This is a genomic window from Rhizobacter fulvus (assembly GCF_964020785.1).
In genome coordinates this window covers 2507494-2527160 of the sequence record NZ_OZ224516.1, presented here as the reverse complement: position 1 = coordinate 2527160, position 19667 = coordinate 2507494, and the positions used below count along the sequence as shown (strand labels likewise).

Sequence of the window (19667 nt, the reverse complement as noted above, 5' to 3'; positions counted from 1 at the left end):
GGCGTCAGCGCAGGTACGGCGCGTCCGGCAACTCGTTCGGATTGGTCTCGCCGGGCGCGAGCGGGTAGTGCTTCGCGAGCAGCGCGTCGACCGCATCGATCGCCTGGTTCAGCCCCTCCTCGAATCGGCCGGCCTTGAACGCGGCGCTCATCGTCGCGGTGATGCGCGTCCACTCGACGGCGTCGACATGACGCGCGACGCCACGGTCGGCGACGAGCTCGATCGCATGCTCGGCCAGCAGCAGGTAGATCAGCACGCCGTTGTTGTGCTCGGTGTCCCAGACGCGCAGCTTGCCGAACATCATCACGGCGCGCTCGCGGGTCGGTGCGTCGCGCTTGAGGTAGCTGATCGGCAGGCCGGCCTCGATGCAGACGCGGATCTCGCCGCTGTGGCGCCGCTCGCTCGCTGCCACGCGTTGTTCGATGCGTTGCATCGCGCCGTCGCCGAGCAGGCGCTTGGCATCGCGCGCGTCCAGCCGTTGGTGCCTGAAAGTGCGCAGCCAGTCCATCACCAGCTCCCCGAGGCGCCGCCGCCGCCGAAATCGCCACCGCCGCCCGAGCTGAAGCCGCCGCCTCCGCCGCCCGATCCGCCGCCGAAGCCACCACCACCACCGCCACCCCAGATGATCGGCCCGCTGCCGCCGCGCCGCCCGCCGCCCAGGCCCAGTCCGCCGAGCGCTGCGACGATCAGCGCAATCAGCCCGGCCCCGCCGGCGATCAGCACGCTCGCCGTGATCCACCACGCAATGCCGCCGGCCAGCGCACCGGTCGCGACCGATCCGAGCCCGCGGCCCAGCATCGCGCGCAGCACCGCACCGCCGACGATCACACCGAAGAACAGGAAGATCGCGAGGTCCTGCAGGTCGAAGCCGTTGTTGCGGCTGGCCTGGCCGCCCTGGCGAGTCGGCGCGGGCAGCGCCTCGCCGGCGATCGCCTTGTCGAGCCGGTCGATGGCGGCGTTCAGGCCGCCGGCGTAGTCGTTCTTCTGGAACGCCGGCTTGATCTGCTCGTTGATGATGCGGCCGGCGAGCACGTCCGGGATCGGGCCTTCGAGCGTCTTCGCGACCTCGATGTTGATGCGCCGGTCGTTCTTCGCGACCACGATCACCAGCCCGTCGCCGACATCGCGCCGCCCGACCTTCCAGGTGTCGGCGACACGCTGCCCGTAGGCGGCGATGTCCTCGGGCGCGGTCGTCGGCACGATCAGCACCACGACCTGCGCACCGCGCTGGGTCTCGATCAGCGCGAGCTTCTGGATCAGCGCGGTGGTCTGCGCCTCGGTGAGCGTGCCGGTCTGGTCGATCACGCGGGCGCTGAGCGGCGGCACCGGCAGCACGCCCTGCGCGTGCGCCGCGGTGGCGAACCACAGCAGCGCGCCCAGCAGCGCGGCGAGCAGGCGTCGCAGCATCTCAGCGGCTCGCGCGGATCACTTCGCGGCCGAGGCCGGCTTGCTGAAATCGACGCTCGGCGGCACCGAGATCTGCGCTTCGTTCTGGACCGTGAAGTTCGGCTTGGTCTTGTAGCCGAAGATCATCGCGGTCAGGTTGTTCGGGAAGCTGCGCGCGAGCACGTTGTATTCCTCGACCGTCTTGATGTAGCGGTTGCGCGCCACGGTGATGCGGTTCTCGGTGCCTTCGAGGGTCACGCGCAGGTCCTGGAAGGCCTGGTTGGCCTTGAGCTGCGGGTACTGCTCGGCGACGACCATCAGGCGGCTCAGCGCGCCGGTGAGTTCACCCTGCGCCTGCTGGAATTTCTGGAATGCGGCCGGGTCGTTGACCAGCTCGGGCGTGGCCTGGATGCTGGTGGCCTTGGCGCGCGCCTCGATCACCTTGGTCAGCGTGTCCTGCTCGAAGCTGGCCTCGCCCTTGACGGTGGCGACGATGTTCGGGATCAGGTCGGCGCGGCGCTGGTACTGGTTCAGCACCTCGGACCACGCGGCCTTGCTCTGCTCGTCGAGCGACTGGAACGTGTTGTAGCCGCAGCCCGAGAGCGCGAGCATCGCCAGCGCGGCCAGGCCGGCGACCAGCGCGCGACCGACGGCGAACGGGCGCGATGAGAGAGCAAGGGTCATGTTCTGTTCCTCCTGAAAGATGGCGCGGCAATCCTACCCCGCAGCCGCGAGATGCGGCCGTCCGGTTCGCTTTCAATGCTGTAGGCCGCGATGCCGTGGTTACAGTGCCGCATGACCCTGCTGAATCATGCGTTGCGCGCCGGACGCACGTCGCCCCGCGCGGCGGCCGCGGCGTCGCGAGCGGCGCTCGTGGTCGGGGGCGGCGGCGCGCTCGGGTCCGCGGTGCTCGAATCGATGCTCGCGAGCCGCCGCTTCGCGCCGGTGAAGGTATTGGCGACGCGTGCGTTGACGACGGCGATGCACGGGCTCGAGCCGGTTGTCGTCGAGTCGCTCGACGCGTCTGTCGCCGAGGGCGCGCCGATCGCCGACCTCGCGATCATCGTGTTCGATCGCGAGCGGCACGCGAACGGCCGCGAGCTGGCCTTCGCGCGACCGCAGCCGCACGACCTGCTGCCGCTCGCGCGCTGGTTGATCGCACGCAGCGTGAAGCACCTGATCGTCGTGCTGCCGCACGCGCCGGCCGGGCTGCCGGACGCGCTCAAGATCGGCCTGGCCAACCTCGACGAGCAGGCCGTCGCGGCGCTCGGCTTCGAGCACCTGGTGTTCGTTCGTTCGGCGCAGAAGCCGGGCGCCGCGCGCGCCGCGCAATGGCTGCAACGCCTGGCCGACGGCGTGCTCGCGCAGATGCAGATGATGGTCGCGGCCTCGAACCAGCCGGTGCGGGCGCGCAAGGTCGCGCAGTTCGTGGTCGAGTTGGCGGCGCGCCTGCCGGGCAGCGCGGCTGGCACGCGCGTCGCGCCGCCCGAGCTGGTGTGGCAGGCCGCGCAACTGGCGGACGCGTGCCTGCTGGTCGACGCCTGGCTGGCGCGCGGTGAGGCCCCGGCCATCGTGCTGCCCCGACGCGCGCTTTGAGATCCGGCGCGGCGCGTCTAAGCTGAGCGCCCCGACGTTCCGTTTCTGCCTGCACATGCCCGCCGCTCCCGCCACCGCCCCGCACCGCGTCCAGCTCAAGCGAACCAAGGGCTGGAAGATGCCCGAGAACACCGTCAAGATCGACCGGACCACGCGCTGGGGCAATCCGTTCACGCCGGCGGCGTGCGGTTCGGTGGCGGCGGCCGTGGCGAATCACGCGGCCTGGATGAAGGGGGCGCTCGCGGCACCCGACGGTGCCGTGCCGCCGTCGGTCGAGGAGATCCGCGGCGCACTTCGCGGCCGCCACCTCGCCTGCTGGTGCGCGCTCGACGGCCCGTGCCACGCCGACCTCATGCTGAAGATCGCGAACGGTCGATGAGCGCACCGGATGCCGGGGGCTTGCGCGCGCTGACGGCTCAGTTTCCGCGCGCGGGTCGCCTGGAAACGATCCTGCTGCGGCCCGCGCGAGGGGCGCCGATGCGGGTGGTCGACACGGTCCGGGCCCTCGCCACCCGCGGCCTCGACGGTGACCGCAGCGCGGCCCTTGCCGGCGCCTCGCCACTGGGCGGCAAGCGGCAGGTCACGCTGATCCAGGCCGAGCACCTCGCGGTGATTGCGTCGCTGGCCGGCCTGCCGCACCTCGATGCCGCGCCGCTGCGCCGCAACCTCGTGGTGAGCGGCATCAACCTGCTCGCCGCGCGCACGCTGTTCAAGGACCAGCCGCTGCATCTGCATTTCGGCATGGACGTCGTGCTCGAGATCACCGGCCCGTGCGATCCCTGCTCGCAGATGGAAGCGCGGCTCGGCCCGGGCGGCTACAACGCGATGCGCGGCCACGGCGGGGTCACGGCGCGCGTGCTGCAAGGCGGGCAGCTGCGCACCGGCGATGCGGTGCGCTGCCAACTCGCCTGAAGCGGCGACCCCCTCACTCGGTCGGCAGGAACCCCTCGATCGACAGGTAGCGCTCACCGGTGTCGTAGTTGAAGCCCAGCACCGTCGCGCCGGCGGGCAGGCTGGCGAGCTTCTGGCCGATCGCCGCGAGCGTCGCGCCCGACGAGATGCCGACCAGCATGCCCTCCTCGCGCGCCGCGCGCCGCGCCATCTCGCGCGCAGCCTCGGCCTCGACCTGGATCACACCATCGAGCAAGTCGGTGTGCAGGTTCTTCGGGATGAAGCCGGCGCCGATGCCCTGGATGGGGTGCGGGCTCGGCTTGCCACCGCTGATGACCGGCGAGGCACTCGGTTCGACGGCGAACACCTGCAGCTTCGGCCACATCGCCTTCAGCACCTTCGCGCAGCCGGTGATGTGACCGCCGGTGCCCACGCCGGTGATCAGCACGTCGATGCCGCTCGGGAAGTCGGCCGCGATCTCCTGCGCGGTGGTGCGCTCGTGGACGTCGATGTTGGCCGGGTTCTCGAACTGCTGCGGCATCCAGCTGTCGGGCGTCTGCGCGAGCAGTTCGGTGGCCCGCGCGATCGAGCCGTTCATGCCCTTCTCGCGCGGCGTCAGTTCGAACTTCGCGCCGTAGGCCAGCATCAGGCGCCGACGCTCGACGCTCATGCTGTCGGGCATCACCAGGATCAGCTTGTAGCCCTTGACGGCCGCGACCATCGCCAGACCGACGCCCGTGTTGCCCGAGGTCGGCTCGATGATCGTGCCGCCCGGCTTGAGCGCGCCCGAGGCCTCGGCGGCCTCAACCATCGCCAGCGCGATCCGGTCCTTGATCGAGCCGCCCGGGTTCGAGCGTTCGCTCTTGATGTACACGCTGTGCGTGTTGCCGAACAGGCGGTTGACGCGGATGTGCGGCGTCTTGCCGATCGTGCTCAGGATGTCGTTGGCCAGCATCGGGTTCCTCCGTGGGTTGCGCCACCAATTATGGACACGCAACGGTTTGCGACAATCCCGCCATGCCTGCACCCCTGCTGAACGACAGCTTTCTGCGCGCCTGCCTGCGCCAGCCCACCACGCACACCCCGGTCTGGCTGATGCGCCAGGCGGGGCGCTACCTGCCGGAATATCGCGCCACGCGCGCCCAGGCCGGCAGCTTCATGGGGCTGGCGACCAACACCGACTACGCGACCGAGGTCACGTTGCAGCCGCTCGAACGTTACGCCCTCGACGCCGCGATCCTGTTCAGCGACATCCTGACCGTGCCGGACGCGATGGGTCTTGGCCTGTCGTTCGCGCTCGGCGAGGGCCCGAAGTTCGCGCACCCGGTGCGCGACGAGGCCGCGGTCGCGAAGCTCGAGGTGCCGGACATGGCCAAGCTGCGCTACGTGTTCGACGCGGTCGCGTCGATCCGCAAGGCGCTGAACGGCCGCGTGCCGCTGATCGGCTTCTCCGGCAGCCCGTGGACGCTGGCCTGCTACATGGTCGAAGGCGCCGGCTCGGACGACTACCGCCTGGTCAAGACCATGCTCTACAGCCGCCCGGACCTGATGCACCGCATGCTCGAGGTCAACGCCGCCGCGGTCGCGCAGTACCTGAACGCGCAGATCGAGGCCGGCGCGCAGGCCGTGATGATCTTCGACAGCTGGGGCGGCGTGCTGGCGGACGGCGCGTTCCAGCAATTCAGCCTGGCCTACACGCGCCGCGTGCTGCAGCAGCTGAAGCGCGAGCACGACGGGCAGCGCATCCCGCACATCGTCTTCACCAAGGGCGGGGGGCTGTGGCTGGAGGACATCGCCGCCATCCAGCCGGACGTGGTCGGCCTGGACTGGACCGTGAACCTCGGGACGGCGCGCGCGCGGATCGGCGACCGGGTGGCGCTGCAGGGCAACATCGATCCGAACGTGCTGTTCGCGACGCCCGACGCGATCCGTGCCGAAGTGACCCGCACGCTGGAAAGCTACGGCCGGCCGGGCGGCCATGTGTTCAACCTCGGCCATGGCATCAGTCAGCACACGCCGCCGGAAAACGTCAGCGTGCTGGTCGACACCGTGCACGAGGTCTCGAAGCGTCAACTCGCCTCCGGCTGAACGCCGGCCGGGCGCGCACGACTGGCCCGCGTTTTTCTTTTGCCGGTAAGTGAGCGCTCAGGGCTTGACTTATCCCCAAAATCGGGCATGCGTAACAGACGCAGCATTCAGTGCTGCGACGCAACAAGAGCGTTCTGTTTCTTTACGCTAAGTCGTTGATTTCATTGACTTCGTAGTGTTGCTGCTTCAGCGGGCATTCTTTGGCGATGCCAAGCGCAGCAAGCCTTTGCGGGCATTGCCGACATGGTTACGCACAAAGTTATCCACAGCAGAAGTGGAAAGTTTGGAAAGCGCTTCAAAATCATCGACTTAACGCTACTTTGTGAACGAAAGTTGAGATTTGACCGGTAACCTGCCCTGTCAGCCGGTACCCCAGGGCGCGCGCGTGCTGGTGGCGGTCGAGGCGCCGCAGCACACCGGCCTGTCCGGCCCGCTCGACTACCTGAGCGAGCACACGCTCGCGGCCGGAACGCTGGTGCGCGTGCCCTTGGGCCGACGCGAGGTGCCGGGCATCGTGTGGGGCGACGGCTCGAGCGCCGACCCCGGCGTCAACCTGCGCCTGGTCGGCGCGGCGCTGGCGGCACTGCCGCCGCTCGGTGCTGCATGGCGCGAGCTGGTCGATTTCGCGGCAGGCTACTACCAGCGCAGCACCGGAGAGGTCGCGCTGTCTGTCCTGCCGCCCGAGCTGCGCAAGCTCGACGACGCGCAACTCGCCAACCGGATCCGCAAGCTGCACAAGGCGATGGCGGCCGCGCCGGCCGGCGCGCCCCCTACCGGCGCCCCGCCGCTGACGACCGGTCAACAGGACGTGCTCGATCGCATCGCCCAGGCCGGCGCGCAGGCCCTGCCGCCCCCGGTGCTGCTGCACGGCGTGACCGGCAGCGGCAAGACGGAGGTCTACCTCGGCGCGGCCGCGCGCGCGCTGGCCGCTGGCCGGCAGGCGCTGGTGCTGGTGCCGGAGATCAACCTGACGCCCCAACTCGAAGCGCGCTTCGCCGAACGCTTCGCCGGCCGCCACATCGTCTCGCTGCACAGCGCGCTGACGCCGGCGCAGCGGCTGCGCAGCTGGCTCGCCGCGCACCTCGGTCTGGCCGATCTGGTGCTGGGCACGCGGCTGGCGGTGTTCGCGTCGATGCCGCGGCTCGGGCTGATCGTCGTCGACGAGGAGCACGACCCGTCCTACAAGCAGCAAGAGGGCGCGCGCTACTCGGCCCGCGATCTGGCGGTCTACCGCGGCCGGCTCGAGAAGGCGACGGTCGTGCTCGGCTCGGCGACGCCGTCGCTGGAGAGCTGGCAGCGCGCCGCCGAGGGCAAGTACCTGAAGCTGGCGCTGCCGGCGCGCATCGGCGGCGGCGCGCTGCCCAAGGTGCGGCTGGTCGACATGACGCAGCAGCCCAAGCTGCACGGCGTGAACACCGCGCTGTCCGCACCGCTGGTGGCGGCGCTGCAGGACCGGCTGGCGCGCGGCGAGCAGAGCCTGGTGTTCCTGAACCGCCGCGGCTACGCGCCGGTGCTGCATTGCGGCGAATGCGGCTGGAAGAGCGGCTGCCCGCACTGCAGCGCCTGGCGCGTGTTCCACAAGCTCGACCGCACGCTGCGCTGCCACCACTGCGGCTTCACCGAGCGGGTCCCGCGTGCGTGCCCCGACTGCGGCAACCTCGACATCGCGCCGATCGGCCGCGGCACCGAGCGGCTCGAGGAGCAGCTCGCCGCACTGCTGCGCACGCCCGACGACCGGCCGGCCCGCGTCGCCCGCATCGACGCCGACAGCACGCGCCTGAAGGGCGCGCTCGAGGCGCAACTGGGCGCCGTGCACGCCGGCGACGTGGACGTGCTGGTCGGCACGCAGATGGTGACCAAGGGGCACGACTTCCGGCGCATCACGCTGGTGGCCGCGGTCAATCCGGACAGCTCGCTCTTCAGCAGCGACTTCCGCGCACCCGAGCGCCTGTTCGCGCTGCTGATGCAGGCCGGCGGCCGCGCCGGGCGCGACGCCGCGCACGCCGACCGCAGCGAGCTGTGGGTGCAGACCTGGCACCCCACCCACGCGCTGTACGGCGCGTTGCGGACGCACGATTTCGACGCGTTCGCGGCGAGCCAGCTGAAGGAGCGCGAGATGGCCGGCCTGCCGCCGTTCTCGCACCTCGCGATCCTGCGCGCCGACGCGCGCACGCCCGAGGCGGCGCGCGCGTTCCTGCATGCCGCGGCCGAACTCGCGACCACGCTGCCCGGTGCCGATCAGGTCATGGTGTACCCGCCGGTGCCGCTGGGCGTGGCGCGGGTCGCCGACGTGGAGCGCATGCAGGTGCTGATCGAGTCCGCGTCGCGGGTCGCGCTGCAGCGCTTCCTGGCGCTGTGGCTGCCCGCGCTGCACGGGCTGCGGCGCGAGCGCAAGGGCGCCGACGAGCGCATCCTGCGCTGGGCGGTCGACGTCGATCCGTCAGCGATTTGACGGCCGCATGCGGCGCGCCGGCGGGCCCGAGCCGCCGACCGGGCGCGAGACGTCGGCGAGCAGCAGCGTCGCCCGCACCAGGCCTTCGACGGCCTCGGTGAGGTCTTCCGGCGGCTCGAGCGACTCGATCTCGGCGAGCAACTCGTCGGCGTCCTCGAGGTCGTCCGGCCCGAGGTGGCGGTAGACCAGCGCGAGCGGCTCGGTCAGCGCCTTCGGGTCGAGGGCCATCAAATCGGGGAACAGCTCCAGCGCGGTCGCGAAACCGGCGACCCAGGGGTAGACGGCGTCGATCGCGCCGGCGTCGCCCGGGTCGTCTTCATCGTCGTCGTCCGCCCGGGCGGGCGTCCCGGCGTCGGCATCGTCGTCGGCCAGTTCGAACACCCACGGATCGAACCACTGGCGACGCTGGATCGCGTCGTCGAGTTCGGCATGCCGGCGCAGCACCAGCGCGTGCAGCCTGGCGGCGTCGAACTTCGCCGGCAGGGCGCGGCCATCGACATCGGTGACATGCGGCATCCAGCGCGCGACGGCGATGCGGCGCGGCTGCAGCAGCACGCCGCACAGGTAGCCGTCGACCATGCTGACATCCAGCGCCTCCAGCGGCGCGGGCACGCGATCTAGCAGCGCCTGCAGTTCGTCGAGCTCGCGCTCGGTGAGCGGCTGGGCCGAACGCGGCGTCTGGCGGGGGGGTGGGGCGGCCATGCCCGGATTGTCACCGCTGCGCGCGGCGCGGCCCGTGTGACGTTTTTCACTGCGATGCGGGGCAAAAAGCAACGTCGCCGCCCGGTCCCTCGAATTGGGGATGGTGGGTGCCGGAACGCGTCCCTAGAGTGCCCTGATTGCTGTCACACGGCGTCTTCTCCGGAAGGCACGACGCATGGTTCGAAACGCCCGGCCAAGAACACCACACCGAACAGGGCGCTGAACCGGTACCGGTCCCAACGACGTCCTTTCCGAAGGACTTCCCAGCCCACCCGCTCACGCGGGTGGGCTTTTTTTCGGGCTGGCATAGACTGTCCGGCTGTTCCGCCATCACCGCTGCGAGGAGATTCACCATGGGCGCACCCGAAGCATTCACGGCCACGACCGAGGTCGGGCACCACATCGGCGGCCGCGCGGTTGCCAGCACCTCGGGGCGCCGCCAGCCGGTCTGGAACCCGGCCACCGGCGCCGTGGCACGCCAGGTCGCGCTGGCCTCGGTCGAGGAAGTGTCGGCCGCGGTCGCCGCCGCCCAGGCCGCGTTCCCGGCCTGGGCCGACACGCCGCCGATCCGCCGCGCGCGGATCATGAACAAGTTCCTCGAGCTGCTGAACCAGCACCGCGACACTCTCGCCGCGATGATCACCGCCGAGCACGGCAAGGTCTTCACCGACGCGCAGGGCGAGGTCACGCGCGGCATCGACATCGTCGAGTTCGCGTGTGGCGTGCCGCAGCTGCTGAAGGGCGACTACACGGATCAGGTGAGCACCGGCATCGACAACTGGACGCTGCGCCAGCCGCTCGGCGTGGTTGCCGGCATCACGCCGTTCAACTTCCCGTGCATGGTCCCGATGTGGATGTACCCGGTCGCGATCGCCTGCGGCAACACCTTCATCCTGAAGCCGAGCGAGCGCGATCCGTCGTGCTCGGTGTTCATGGCCGAGCTGCTGACGCAGGCCGGCCTGCCGCCGGGCGTGTTCAACGTCGTGCAGGGCGACAAGGTCGCGGTCGATGCGCTGCTGACCCACCCCGACGTCAAGGCGCTGAGCTTCGTCGGCTCCACCCCGATCGCGCAATACATCTACGAGACCGGCGCGCACCACGGCAAGCGCGTGCAGGCGCTGGGCGGCGCGAAGAACCACATGGTCGTGATGCCGGATGCGGACATCGACCAGGCCGTCGACGCGCTGATCGGCGCGGCCTACGGCTCGGCCGGCGAGCGCTGCATGGCGATCAGCGTCGCGGTGCTGGTCGGCGACGCGGCCGACAAGGTCGTGCCGAAGCTGGCCGAACGCGCCAGGGCGCTGAAGATCAAGAACGGCATGGAACTCGATGCCGAGATGGGCCCGATCGTCACGAAGCAGGCGCTGGAGCGGATCGAGGGTTACATCGGCACCGGCGTCGAGGAAGGCGCGACGCTGGTGGTCGACGGCCGCGGCCACCAGGTCGCGGGTCACGAGCAGGGCTTCTTCACCGGCGGCACGCTGTTCGACCACGTGACGCCCGAGATGCGGATCTACAAGGAAGAGATCTTCGGCCCGGTGCTCGGCTGCGTGCGCGTGCACGACCTCAAGGAGGCGGTCGACCTGATCAACGCGCACGAGTTCGGCAACGGCGTCGCCTGCTTCACCAGCGACGGCAACGTGGCGCGCGAGTTCTCGCGCCGCATCCAGGTCGGCATGGTCGGCATCAACGTGCCGATCCCGGTGCCGATGGCCTGGCACGGCTTCGGCGGCTGGAAGCGCAGCCTGTTCGGCGACATGCACGCCTACGGCGAGGAAGGCGTGCGCTTCTACACCAAGCAGAAGTCGATCATGCAGCGCTGGCCCGCCAGCATCGGCAAGGGCGCCGAGTTCGTGATGCCGACGGCGAAGTAGTCACAGGTCTTCGTGCAGGCACAAGATGTTGCCTTCGGTGTCGAGGAACCACGCGGCCTTCTCGGCACCGAGCACGCAGACATGCTCGACGGTCTTCAACCCCGGGAAGTCGTAGTCCTCGAACACCACGCCGGCCGCCTTCAGTTCCGCGATGCTGGCTGCGATGTCGGGCACGCGGAAGCTGACGGCGGTGTGATCGGCCTTGGTGCCGCCTTCTTTCGGGAAGAGCGCCAGGGTCGCGCCGCCGCAGTCGAACGTGAACTTGCCGTCGGCCTGCGCGCCGATCGGCGTCAGGCCCAGCCGGCCCTCGTAGAACTGGCGGGCCCGGGCGAGATCCTTGACCGGCAACATCGTGGTCACGGGCGCATGTGTCAACATGGTCGTCTCCTGTCGAGTGCGAGTTCATTTTGCGCCTGCAGGGCCGCCATGAACACCATCTCCGAAGGCCTCCGATGACGCATGCCGCACCTTCCGATCTCGATTCCGCCACCGCCGGCGAACTGGCCGAGGCGGTCCGCACGCGCCGCATCACCGCGGTGGCGTTGTGCGACGCGGCAATCGCGCGGATCGAGCGCCTCGACGGGCCGATCAACGCCGTCGTCGTGCGCGACTTCGACCGCGCTCGCGCGCAGGCACTAGCCTGCGACGCCCGCATCGCCGAGGGCGACACGACCGGCGCGCTGCTCGGCGTGCCGATGACGGTCAAGGAGTCGTACAACGTCGCCGGCCTGCCGACGACCTGGGGCATCGCCGCGTTCCGCGACTTCGTGCCCACCGAGGACGCGGTGCTGGTCCGGCGCCTGAAGGCCGCCGGCGCGATCATCCTCGGCAAGACCAACGTCCCGCCGTCGCTCGGCGACTGGCAGAGCGCGAACCCGATCCACGGCGTCACCGTCAACCCGCACGATGCGACCCGCACGCCCGGCGGCTCGTCCGGCGGCGGCGCCGCGGCGCTGGCGGCCGGCATGGTGCCGCTCGAGCTCGGTTCCGACATCGGCGGCTCGATCCGCGTGCCGGCGCACTTCTGCGGCGTGTTCGGCCACAAGCCGAGCTTCGACCTGCTGCCCTCGCGCGGCCACGCGCCGCCGGGCACCGATGGCGCCGGCATCGACCTTGCGGTGTGCGGCCCGATGGCACGCCGCGCCGCCGACCTGGACCTCGCGCTGGGGGTGCTCGCCGGCCCGGACGGCGACGAGGCGAACGGCTACCGCCTCGACCTGCCCGCACCGCGCGTGCCGACGATCGACGGCATGCGCGTGCTGCTGCTCGACACGCATCCGAGCGCCCGCGCCGATGCGCCGACGCGCGAGGCGCTGCATCTCCTGGCCGGTGACCTGGTGCGCGAAGGCGCCCGCATCGAGCGGTCGAGCGCACTGCTGCCCGAACTCGCGGGCGTGCACCGCCCCTACGTGCAGATGCTGATGACGATCACGACCTACGGCGCGCCGGGCGGACGCGAGGTGATCTCGGCGCACGAGTGGTTCAACCTGGTCCAGCGCCGCGCGAAGGTCCGGCGCGAGTGGCGCGCGCTGTTCGCCGAGTTCGACGTGGTGCTCGCGCCGGTGTTCGGCACGGCCGCGTTCCCGCTCACCGACGAGCCGGTCTGGAGCAAGCGGTCGCTGCTGCTGGACGGCGAGCCGACTGCCTTCGGCGACCAGCTGGCGTGGTCCGGCATGGCGACGTTCGCCGGCCTGCCCGCGACCGCCGCGCCGATTGCCGAGAGCCCTGACGGCCTGCCGATCGGCGTGCAGATCATCGGCGCGTTCCTGCACGACCGCACGACGATCGCGCTGGCGCGGCAGATCGAGGCGCTGCGCGCCGGCTGACGCTCAGGCGCCGATCACGCCGCCATCGAGGCGGCGGATCACCACCGTGGCCGAACGCGGCCGCCCGCCGCTCGGCCACTTGGAGAACTTGTTCGGCTCGGCCGGGTCGCTGCGGTCGCTCGGCGTCTCGCCGGGGTGCTGCACGTTGATGAACATCGTCGTGCCGTCGGGCGTCAGCGTCGCACCGGTGATCTCGCAGTTGACCGGGCCGGTCAGGAAGCGCCGGGCCTCGCCGGTGCCGCGGTCGAACGCGAGCATCTGGTTGTTGCCGATGCGCGCGAACTCGCCCTTATTCAACACGCTGGCATGCGCGTCGGTCTGGATCCACAACACGCCGCGGGCGTCGAGCATCAGGCCGTCGGGGCAGCCGAAGATGTCGCCCTTGATGTTGCCCTGGGCCTCGGCACGCGCGTTGGCCGGGTCGCCGGCGAGCACCAGGTGGTCCCAGCGCATCGTGGTGGCGTCGAAATCGCCGCCGGCCGCCGCGCCCTCCTTCCAGCGGATGATCTGGCCCATCGCGTTGTCGACGCGCGGGTTCGCGGCATCGACGCCGGGCTGGCCCTTCGCGCCACGCGCGGTGTTGTTGGTGAGCGTGCAGTAGACCTCGCGCGCCTGCTGGTCGATCGCGAGCCACTCGGGGCGGTCCATCTTGGTGGCGCCGAGCAGGTCGCTCGCCTGGCGGGCCTTGATCAGCACCTCGCCCTGGTCGGCGAAGCCGTTCGCCCCCGTCAACGGGCCGGTGCCGTGCACCAGCGGCATCCAGCGGCCGGTGCCGTCGGCATCGAAGCGGGCGACGTACAGCGTGCCGTGGTCGAGCAGTTCGCGGTTCGCCTGGGCCTGCGTCAGGCCGTTGCCGGCCGGCGCGATCCGGTCGCGGCTGACGAACTTGTAGATGTACTCGAAGCGCGAATCCTCGCCCGAGTAGACGACGGCCCGGCCGTCGCGCGTGACCGCGACCCACGCCCCCTCGTGCACCGCGCGGCCGAGCGCGGTGCGCTTGACCGGCGTGCTCTTCGGGTCCATCGGGTCGACCTCGACGATCCAGCCGAAGCGGTTGAACTCGTTCGGGTGCTTCGCGGCGTCGAAGCGATCGTCATGTTCGTTCCAGCGGTAGAACGCGGTCTTGCGCAGGCCCCAGCGCTGCTGGTGCGCGTCGGGCTGCGCGTCGCCGAGCGCGAAGTAGCCGTTGAAATTCTCTTCGCCGGACAGGTAGGTGCCCCACGGCGTCTTGCCGCTGGCGCAGTTGTTGAACGTGCCGAGCGCGGTGCGGCCGGCCGGGTCGGCGGCGGTCTTCATCAGCGCGTGGCCGCCGGCCGGCCCGCCGATCGCGAACGGCGTGGTCGCGGTGATGCGCCGCGCATAGGGCGACGGCCGCACCATCGTCCAGGCGTCGCCGCGGCGCTCGACCTCGATCACCGCGATGCCGTGCGCGGCCTGCGCCTTGCGGACCTTCTCGGCCGACCAGGTGGCCATGCCGTCGGCGTGCAGCAGGCCGTCGTCGGTGTACTCGTGGTTCATCGTCAACAGCCCGCGCGTGCTGCTGCCGGCCAGCGGGAAGAAGTGGATGCCGTCGTGGTGCATGCCCATCTGCACCGCCTGGTCGGCGGCGCTGGCCGAGGCGTCCTCGCGCCACGCGGGCATCTGGCCGGGCACGCCGATCGGCTCGCCCCAGGCCGCGATCACGGTGGCGACATAGCCGTCGGGCACCGTGATCCTGTCGGCCGCGCTGGCCGGGATGCCCTTGAAGCCGAGCAACGGAGCGCCGGTGCGCGCACCGGCTGCGGCGCAGCCCGCCATCAGCGGCCCGAACGCCGCACCGGCGAAAGCGGCGAGACCGCCCTGCAGCCACACGCGCCGCGCCGGATCGGACACGTCGTGGATGCTGGGATTGGAGGCGCGGTTGCTGTCCTCCATCGTGTCGAAGTCCTTGGCCATTGCGCGCCCTGCCTTCTCAGAGTTTCTCGGTTTCGCCCGTCTTGGGCTGCCACTTCATCAGCCGTTTCTCCAGCCGGCCCACCAGCGCGTCGAGCAGCAACGCGAACACGGTCAGCACCAGGATGCCGGCCATCACGGTGTTGATGTCGAACGAGCCCTCGGCCTGCAGGATCAGGTAGCCGACGCCGCGCGACGAGCCCAGGTATTCCCCGACGACCGCGCCGACGAACGCCAGCCCGACGCTCGTGTGCAGCGAACTGAAGACCCAGCTGGTCGCGCTCGGCAGGTAGACATGGCGCAGCAGCTGGCGCTGCGACGCGCCGAGCATGCGCGCGTTCGCGAGCACGACCGGACTCACCTCCTTCACGCCCTGGTAGACGTTGAAGAAGACGATGAAGAACACCAGCGTGACGCCGAGCGCCACCTTGCTCGCGATGCCCAGACCGAACCAGACCGCGAAGATCGGCGCGAGGATCACGCGCGGCATGCTGTTCAGCGCCTTGATGTACGGGTCGGTGATCGCCGCGGCCATCGGGCTCAGCGCCAGCCACAGCCCGCAGCCCAGACCCAGCACGGTGCCGATGCCGAACGCCAGCACCGTCTCGAGCAGCGTGACGCCGAGGTGCTCGTAGATGTTGGCGTTGACGACGAACCAGTCCCAGATCCGGCCGAAGATCTTCAACGGCTCGCCGAAGAAGAACGCGGCCTGCTGGTCGTTCTCGAACACGATCGGCGGGATCAGCCCCGGCTTGGTCAGCAGGTGCCACAGCACGAAGATCAGCAGCAGCAGCCCGAGCTGCCAAAACCGAAGGTACTTCATGGCCGGCGAAGGTATTTCATGCCGCCAGCTGCTGCCGGTAGCCCTTGAGCACCTCGTCGCGCAGCACCGTCCAGATGGCCTGGTGCAGCTCGACGAAGCGCGGCGTCGCCCGCACCTCGGCCACGTCGCGCGGGCGCGGCAGATCGATCGCGAACTCGCCGATCGGGTGCGAGCCGGGCCCGGCGCTGAGGCAGACGACGCGGTCGCTCATCGCGATCGCCTCGTCCAGGTCGTGGGTGATGAACAGCACCGCCTTCTTCTTCGACGACCACAGGTCGAGCACCTCGTTTTCCATCAGCTGGCGGGTCTGCACGTCGAGCGCGGAGAACGGCTCGTCCATCAGGATGATGTCCGGGTCGAGCACCAGCGTCTGCGCCAGGCTGACGCGCTTGCGCATGCCGCCCGACAGCTGGTGCGGATAGCGGTCGCCGAAGCCGCCGAGACCGACGCGCTTCAGCCACTCGTCGGCCTGCGCCCGCGCATCGGCGGCACCGCGGAACTCGAGGCCGGCCGTCACGTTCTGCGCCGCAGTGCGCCACGGCATCAGGCTCTCGGCCTGGAACATGTAGCCGGCACGGCGGTTGATGCCATTCAGCGCCTCGCCAAACACGCTGACGCTGCCGCTGCTCGGCGCCAGCAGCCCGGCGGCGACATTCAGCAGCGTGCTCTTGCCGCAGCCGGTGGGGCCGACGACGCTGACGAATTCGCCCGCGCCGACCGTCAGCGACACGTCGCGCACGGCCGTGTAGCGCTGGCCCGGATCGTCCTTGTCCGCGAAGGTGCAGCTGACGTTGCCGAGGCGGAGCGCGGCGGTGGGTTCGGCGTGAGGCATGGCCGCCGACTGTACCAATCGCCCGGCCCGGCGCGATTCGGGAACACCACAGGCGGTTCCGGACGGGCCGAGTGCCGATTCGTCGGTTGGGGATGGCACAGGCGCCGCTTCGGGCCTACGCTCGTTCGGGCTGCGCCCCGCCGGGGTCGCCCATCCGCCGTCGTGGGAACCATGGACCTGCTGCCCCGCTTCCGCCGCACGCGCTCCTGGATCGAGGCCTACGGGCTGGACGTGGCGCTGGCCGTCACGTTGATCGTCGGGGTGGTGCTGCAGCAGCGCCTGAGCGCTTGGATCCGCGGCGCGGCGGCGCCCGCGACCATCGGTCTGGACCTCTTGCTCGGCATCCGGGGCTACCTGGGCGGACTGCTGCCGGCGGTCACGCTGGTCTTCGCGGCGCGGCCGCTGCTCGCCGCGCGCGGCCCGGCACGCTGGCTCGTGCTGGCCGCGGTGGTGCTGGGGGCCAGCGTCGCCGGCTGCGCGCTGATGCTGCTGTTCCAGGGGCTGGCGTGCGGCTGCGAGACCCCGGCGATGACCTCGTTCGCGGGCCTGGCGCGGCTGCACCAGGTGCTGGTGATCACCGCCACCGTCGCCGGCGTGCACGAGTTCGTGCGCGCCCGGCAGCGCGCGGCCGACGCACTGCATGCCGAGCAGCTCGAACGGGTCGAACTCGACGGCCGGCTCGCAGCCGGTCAACTGCAGGTGCTGCTGGCGCAGATCGAACCGCACTTCCTGTTCAACTCGCTGGCGAACCTGCGCCGCCTGCTGCGAACCGACAGCGCGGCCGGCCTCGCGATGCTGGCCGACCTGAAGCGCTACCTCGAGGTCGCGCTGCCGCGCATGCGCGCGGCGCAGTCGACGCTCGGCCGCGAGGCCGAGCTGGTGCGGGCCTTCCTCGCGGTGCACCAGGTGCGGATGGGGGCGCGGCTGCAGGTCGAGGTCGACGTGCCGGCGCCGCTCGAGACGCGGCCGATGCCGCCGATGATGCTGCTGACGCTGGTCGAGAACGCGCTCAAGCACGGCCTGAACCCGCTGCCCGAGGGCGGGGCGATCCGGCTCAGCGCCAGCGCCGCCGCGGGGCGGCTGCAGATCAGCGTCGCGGACACCGGGCGCGGGCTCGTGCCCGGCAGCGGCGGCGGCACCGGGCTGGCCAACATCCGCGGCCGGCTGCGCGCGGCCTACGGGGCGGCGGCGTCGCTGAGCCTGCAGCTCAACCAGCCGCGCGGCGTGATCGCGACCATCGTGCTGCCGGAGCTCGCCGGATGAGCCTGGCCTCGCCGCTGCTGCGCTGGGTCGGCCAGGCCGCTCGGGCGTTCGGCTGGCGCGACGCGGTGCTCGCGGCCGGGTTGTCGGTGTTCGTGCTCGCCTTCGGCAACAGCGGTGGCTACGTCCTGATCTCGTTGACCGAGGGCACGAACCCGATCTTCGATCCGGCCAAGACCTACGGCAAGACCCTGCTCACCTCGTTCATCGGCCGCACCCTGCCGCTGGTGTTCACGCTGCGCGTCGCGGAGGTGGCGATCGCCGACGGGGTGCGGCCGTGGCGCGCCTACCTGGCCGCGCTGCTGGTGACGCTGGCCTGTTCGCAGGCGGTGCTCCACCTGCCGATCGGGCGGATCAACCGGGCGGCCGAGCATGTCGGCCGGCACGCGTGGTTCCTGATCACCTACGCGTTCCAGTTCGGCACGATCGTCGTGATCTATGCGTTGTGGCGCGCGAGTCAGCGCACCCATGCGCGGGTGCGTGCCAGCGAAGCCGCCCGCGCCCAGGACCTGCAGCGGCTGCAGTCGGCCGAGTTGCTCGCGCTGCAGGCACGGGTCGACCCGCAACTGCTGTTCGACGCGCTCGGCCGCGTCGGCACCTTGCAGATCCACGACCCGCCCGCGGCCGACCGCCTGCTGACCGACCTGATCGCGCTGCTGCGCGCCATGCTGCCGCGCTGGGCCGACGCCGGCTCGACGGTCGAGCGCGAGTTCGCGGTCGTCCGCCGCTGGCTGGAGGTGACGCGCGCGCTGCGGCCCGACCTGCCGCGCGTCGCAGTGACGCGGGCGGAGCGCGCCAGCCGGGCGGCGCTCGCGCCGATGCTCGCGTTGCCGATGCTGCGCAGCATGATCGACCCGCCAGGGGCCGTGCGTTGTACCTGGCAGCTCGACGCCGAAGCCGCGGGCGGCCGTCTGCTGGTGACGCTCGCGGGCAGCGGCTGCGGCACCGACCCGGGCGCGGGCGCCCCCCTCGACCTCGGCCCGCTGCACGAGCGCCTCGCGTTGTTGCACGGCGAGGCGGCCCGGCTGTGGGTCACGGCCGCGCCACCGCTGCTGGTCCTCGACCTGCCGCTGGTCGAACGAACGGGGGCCGATTCGGCCCTCGCCGACGCCGCCTGACGTCGGCGTCCACGGGAGAGCCCATGCCCACCGCGCTGATCGCCGAAGACGAACCCCTGCTGGCCGCCGAACTGCGCGAGGAACTCGCCCGCCTGTGGCCCGAGCTGGCAATCTGCGCGGTCGCGCACGACGGCCACGCCGCGCTGCACGCGATCGAGCAGCACCGGCCCGACGTGCTGTTCCTCGACGTGCAGATGCCGGGGCCGACCGGCATCGAGGTCGCACGGGTCACCGGCGTGCGCGCCCACGTCGTCTTCATCACCGCGTTCGATCACTACGCGGTCCAGGCCTTCGAGGAAGGCGCGGTCGACTACCTGCTCAAGCCGCTCGACACCTCGCGCCTGGCCCGGGCGCTGCACCGCGTGCGCGAGCGCCTGCCCCGGCCGCCGGCCGACCTCAGCCGCCTGCTGGACCAGATCCGCCAGGGCCCGGGCACCGAGCGGCTGCGCTGGATCACGGTGCTGAACGGGCGCGAGATCCGGTTGATCACGGTCGAGGACATCTGCTACTTCCGCGCCGACAGCAAGTACGTCGCCGTCGTCACGGCGGACGGCGAGGCGCTGATCTCGACGCCGCTGCAGGACCTGGTGGCGCGCCTCGATCCGGCGACGTTCTGGCGCATCCACCGCGGCACGGTCGTCAATGTCGACGCGGTGAACAGCGTGCGGCGCGGCGTTTCCGGGCGCCTCGAGCTGCGGCTCAAGCAACGCCCGGAGACGCTGCGCGTCAGCAGCGCCTACACGCATCTGTTCAAGCACATGTAGCTGCGGCCGCGGCGGCGCGACGTTCATGCCGCCGTGCGGCCGATTGGTCGGCGCCGGCGCGGGTTCGTCGGCCGACGCTTTCCATCGCTCCGCCCGCGACGTACCTTGCCGTGGCCCACATCA

Annotated in this window: 19 protein-coding genes; 10 read left to right on the top strand and 9 right to left on the bottom strand. The window is 71.0% G+C overall.

The features are described 5' to 3' along the window. Positions 1–4 precede the first annotated feature (4 nt). From ACWH49_RS12065 to ACWH49_RS12055, 3 genes are read right to left on the bottom strand one after another with little or no spacing between them, the layout of a single operon-like run. Complete coding sequence (locus ACWH49_RS12065) at positions 5–508, bottom strand: TPM domain-containing protein (protein WP_448171693.1); 504 nt, start codon at positions 506–508, stop codon at positions 5–7. Beyond that, positions 508–1407 (bottom strand): TPM domain-containing protein, encoded by a 900-nt coding sequence (locus ACWH49_RS12060; RefSeq protein WP_448171692.1) that lies wholly within the window; start codon positions 1405–1407, stop codon positions 508–510. Before ACWH49_RS12060 ends, ACWH49_RS12065 begins: the two co-directional genes overlap by 1 nt. Before the next feature lie 18 nt (positions 1408–1425). Further along, complete coding sequence (locus ACWH49_RS12055) at positions 1426–2070, bottom strand: LemA family protein (protein WP_448171691.1); 645 nt, start codon at positions 2068–2070, stop codon at positions 1426–1428. A 111-nt stretch (positions 2071–2181) separates the two neighbouring features. Between ACWH49_RS12055 and ACWH49_RS12050 the strand changes: the two genes are divergently transcribed. The 3 genes from ACWH49_RS12050 to ACWH49_RS12040 are packed head-to-tail and all read left to right on the top strand — an operon-like array spanning position 2182 to position 3894. After that, positions 2182–2982, top strand: a complete 801-nt coding sequence (locus tag ACWH49_RS12050) for a hypothetical protein (protein ID WP_448171690.1) — start codon at positions 2182–2184, stop codon at positions 2980–2982. Positions 2983–3037: 55 nt separating this feature from the next. Then, complete coding sequence (locus ACWH49_RS12045; protein WP_448171689.1) at positions 3038–3361, top strand: DUF4326 domain-containing protein; 324 nt, start codon at positions 3038–3040, stop codon at positions 3359–3361. Continuing rightward, on the top strand, positions 3358–3894 hold the full coding sequence (locus ACWH49_RS12040) for an MOSC domain-containing protein (RefSeq protein WP_448171688.1): 537 nt from the start codon (positions 3358–3360) through the stop codon (positions 3892–3894). Before ACWH49_RS12045 ends, ACWH49_RS12040 begins: the two co-directional genes overlap by 4 nt. A gap of 13 nt (positions 3895–3907) precedes the next feature. On the opposite strand, the gene cysK is transcribed toward ACWH49_RS12040, so the two are convergent. Beyond that, positions 3908–4828, bottom strand: coding sequence for a cysteine synthase A (gene cysK, locus ACWH49_RS12035; protein WP_448171687.1), 921 nt, complete (start codon positions 4826–4828; stop codon positions 3908–3910). A gap of 62 nt (positions 4829–4890) precedes the next feature. Between cysK and hemE the strand changes: the two genes are divergently transcribed. Beyond that, the gene (gene hemE, locus ACWH49_RS12030; protein ID WP_448171686.1) at positions 4891–5961 is read left to right on the top strand and encodes a uroporphyrinogen decarboxylase; all 1071 of its coding nucleotides are present in this window, start codon (positions 4891–4893) and stop codon (positions 5959–5961) included. Positions 5962–6301: 340 nt separating this feature from the next. Next, complete coding sequence (locus tag ACWH49_RS12025) at positions 6302–8413, top strand: primosomal protein N' (protein ID WP_448171685.1); 2112 nt, start codon at positions 6302–6304, stop codon at positions 8411–8413. Here the strand turns inward: ACWH49_RS12025 and ACWH49_RS12020 are convergent. After that, positions 8402–9115 (bottom strand): YecA/YgfB family protein, encoded by a 714-nt coding sequence (locus ACWH49_RS12020; RefSeq protein WP_448171684.1) that lies wholly within the window; start codon positions 9113–9115, stop codon positions 8402–8404. The two genes, ACWH49_RS12025 and ACWH49_RS12020, sit on opposite strands and share 12 nt — an antisense overlap. 353 nt (positions 9116–9468) lie before the next feature. Between ACWH49_RS12020 and ACWH49_RS12015 the strand changes: the two genes are divergently transcribed. Beyond that, complete coding sequence (locus tag ACWH49_RS12015) at positions 9469–10989, top strand: CoA-acylating methylmalonate-semialdehyde dehydrogenase (RefSeq protein WP_448171683.1); 1521 nt, start codon at positions 9469–9471, stop codon at positions 10987–10989. Here the strand turns inward: ACWH49_RS12015 and ACWH49_RS12010 are convergent, their stop codons facing one another. Next, complete coding sequence (locus ACWH49_RS12010; protein ID WP_448171682.1) at positions 10990–11367, bottom strand: VOC family protein; 378 nt, start codon at positions 11365–11367, stop codon at positions 10990–10992. A 74-nt stretch (positions 11368–11441) separates the two neighbouring features. On the opposite strand from ACWH49_RS12010, the gene ACWH49_RS12005 reads away from it, so the two are divergent. Beyond that, the gene (locus ACWH49_RS12005; protein WP_448171681.1) at positions 11442–12815 is read left to right on the top strand and encodes an amidase family protein; all 1374 of its coding nucleotides are present in this window, start codon (positions 11442–11444) and stop codon (positions 12813–12815) included. Between the two features lie 3 nt (positions 12816–12818). Here the strand turns inward: ACWH49_RS12005 and ACWH49_RS12000 are convergent, their stop codons facing one another. From ACWH49_RS12000 to ACWH49_RS11990, 3 genes are read right to left on the bottom strand one after another with little or no spacing between them, the layout of a single operon-like run. Then, positions 12819–14750 (bottom strand): PhoX family protein, encoded by a 1932-nt coding sequence (locus ACWH49_RS12000; RefSeq protein ID WP_448171680.1) that lies wholly within the window; start codon positions 14748–14750, stop codon positions 12819–12821. A 16-nt stretch (positions 14751–14766) separates the two neighbouring features. Then, positions 14767–15570 (bottom strand): ABC transporter permease, encoded by an 804-nt coding sequence (locus tag ACWH49_RS11995; protein ID WP_448171679.1) that lies wholly within the window; start codon positions 15568–15570, stop codon positions 14767–14769. A gap of 16 nt (positions 15571–15586) precedes the next feature. After that, on the bottom strand, positions 15587–16402 hold the full coding sequence (locus ACWH49_RS11990; RefSeq protein WP_448171678.1) for an ABC transporter ATP-binding protein: 816 nt from the start codon (positions 16400–16402) through the stop codon (positions 15587–15589). Positions 16403–16573: 171 nt separating this feature from the next. Between ACWH49_RS11990 and ACWH49_RS11985 the strand changes: the two genes are divergently transcribed. From ACWH49_RS11985 to ACWH49_RS11975, 3 genes are read left to right on the top strand one after another with little or no spacing between them, the layout of a single operon-like run. Next, on the top strand, positions 16574–17665 hold the full coding sequence (locus ACWH49_RS11985; RefSeq protein ID WP_448171677.1) for a sensor histidine kinase: 1092 nt from the start codon (positions 16574–16576) through the stop codon (positions 17663–17665). After that, on the top strand, positions 17662–18780 hold the full coding sequence (locus ACWH49_RS11980) for a sensor histidine kinase (protein WP_448171676.1): 1119 nt from the start codon (positions 17662–17664) through the stop codon (positions 18778–18780). Before ACWH49_RS11985 ends, ACWH49_RS11980 begins: the two co-directional genes overlap by 4 nt. A 23-nt stretch (positions 18781–18803) precedes the next feature. Then, complete coding sequence (locus tag ACWH49_RS11975; protein WP_448171675.1) at positions 18804–19544, top strand: LytR/AlgR family response regulator transcription factor; 741 nt, start codon at positions 18804–18806, stop codon at positions 19542–19544. The last annotated feature ends 123 nt before the right edge of the window (positions 19545–19667 follow it).

What these genes read in the sequence shown, in the direction of transcription:
- ACWH49_RS12065 (WP_448171693.1), bottom strand. Translation starts at nt 508, where the DNA reads ATGGACTGGCTGCGCACTTTCAGGCACCAACGGCTGGACGCGCGCGAT.
- ACWH49_RS12060 (WP_448171692.1), bottom strand. Translation starts at nt 1,407, where the DNA reads ATGCTGCGACGCCTGCTCGCCGCGCTGCTGGGCGCGCTGCTGTGGTTC.
- ACWH49_RS12055 (WP_448171691.1), bottom strand. Translation starts at nt 2,070, where the DNA reads ATGACCCTTGCTCTCTCATCGCGCCCGTTCGCCGTCGGTCGCGCGCTG.
- ACWH49_RS12050 (WP_448171690.1), top strand. Translation starts at nt 2,182, where the DNA reads ATGACCCTGCTGAATCATGCGTTGCGCGCCGGACGCACGTCGCCCCGC.
- ACWH49_RS12045 (WP_448171689.1), top strand. Translation starts at nt 3,038, where the DNA reads ATGCCCGCCGCTCCCGCCACCGCCCCGCACCGCGTCCAGCTCAAGCGA.
- ACWH49_RS12040 (WP_448171688.1), top strand. Translation starts at nt 3,358, where the DNA reads ATGAGCGCACCGGATGCCGGGGGCTTGCGCGCGCTGACGGCTCAGTTT.
- cysK (WP_448171687.1), bottom strand. Translation starts at nt 4,828, where the DNA reads ATGCTGGCCAACGACATCCTGAGCACGATCGGCAAGACGCCGCACATC.
- hemE (WP_448171686.1), top strand. Translation starts at nt 4,891, where the DNA reads ATGCCTGCACCCCTGCTGAACGACAGCTTTCTGCGCGCCTGCCTGCGC.
- ACWH49_RS12020 (WP_448171684.1), bottom strand. Translation starts at nt 9,115, where the DNA reads ATGGCCGCCCCACCCCCCCGCCAGACGCCGCGTTCGGCCCAGCCGCTC.
- ACWH49_RS12015 (WP_448171683.1), top strand. Translation starts at nt 9,469, where the DNA reads ATGGGCGCACCCGAAGCATTCACGGCCACGACCGAGGTCGGGCACCAC.
- ACWH49_RS12010 (WP_448171682.1), bottom strand. Translation starts at nt 11,367, where the DNA reads ATGTTGACACATGCGCCCGTGACCACGATGTTGCCGGTCAAGGATCTC.
- ACWH49_RS12005 (WP_448171681.1), top strand. Translation starts at nt 11,442, where the DNA reads ATGACGCATGCCGCACCTTCCGATCTCGATTCCGCCACCGCCGGCGAA.
- ACWH49_RS12000 (WP_448171680.1), bottom strand. Translation starts at nt 14,750, where the DNA reads ATGGCCAAGGACTTCGACACGATGGAGGACAGCAACCGCGCCTCCAAT.
- ACWH49_RS11995 (WP_448171679.1), bottom strand. Translation starts at nt 15,570, where the DNA reads ATGAAGTACCTTCGGTTTTGGCAGCTCGGGCTGCTGCTGCTGATCTTC.
- ACWH49_RS11990 (WP_448171678.1), bottom strand. Translation starts at nt 16,402, where the DNA reads ATGCCTCACGCCGAACCCACCGCCGCGCTCCGCCTCGGCAACGTCAGC.
- ACWH49_RS11985 (WP_448171677.1), top strand. Translation starts at nt 16,574, where the DNA reads ATGGACCTGCTGCCCCGCTTCCGCCGCACGCGCTCCTGGATCGAGGCC.
- ACWH49_RS11980 (WP_448171676.1), top strand. Translation starts at nt 17,662, where the DNA reads ATGAGCCTGGCCTCGCCGCTGCTGCGCTGGGTCGGCCAGGCCGCTCGG.
- ACWH49_RS11975 (WP_448171675.1), top strand. Translation starts at nt 18,804, where the DNA reads ATGCCCACCGCGCTGATCGCCGAAGACGAACCCCTGCTGGCCGCCGAA.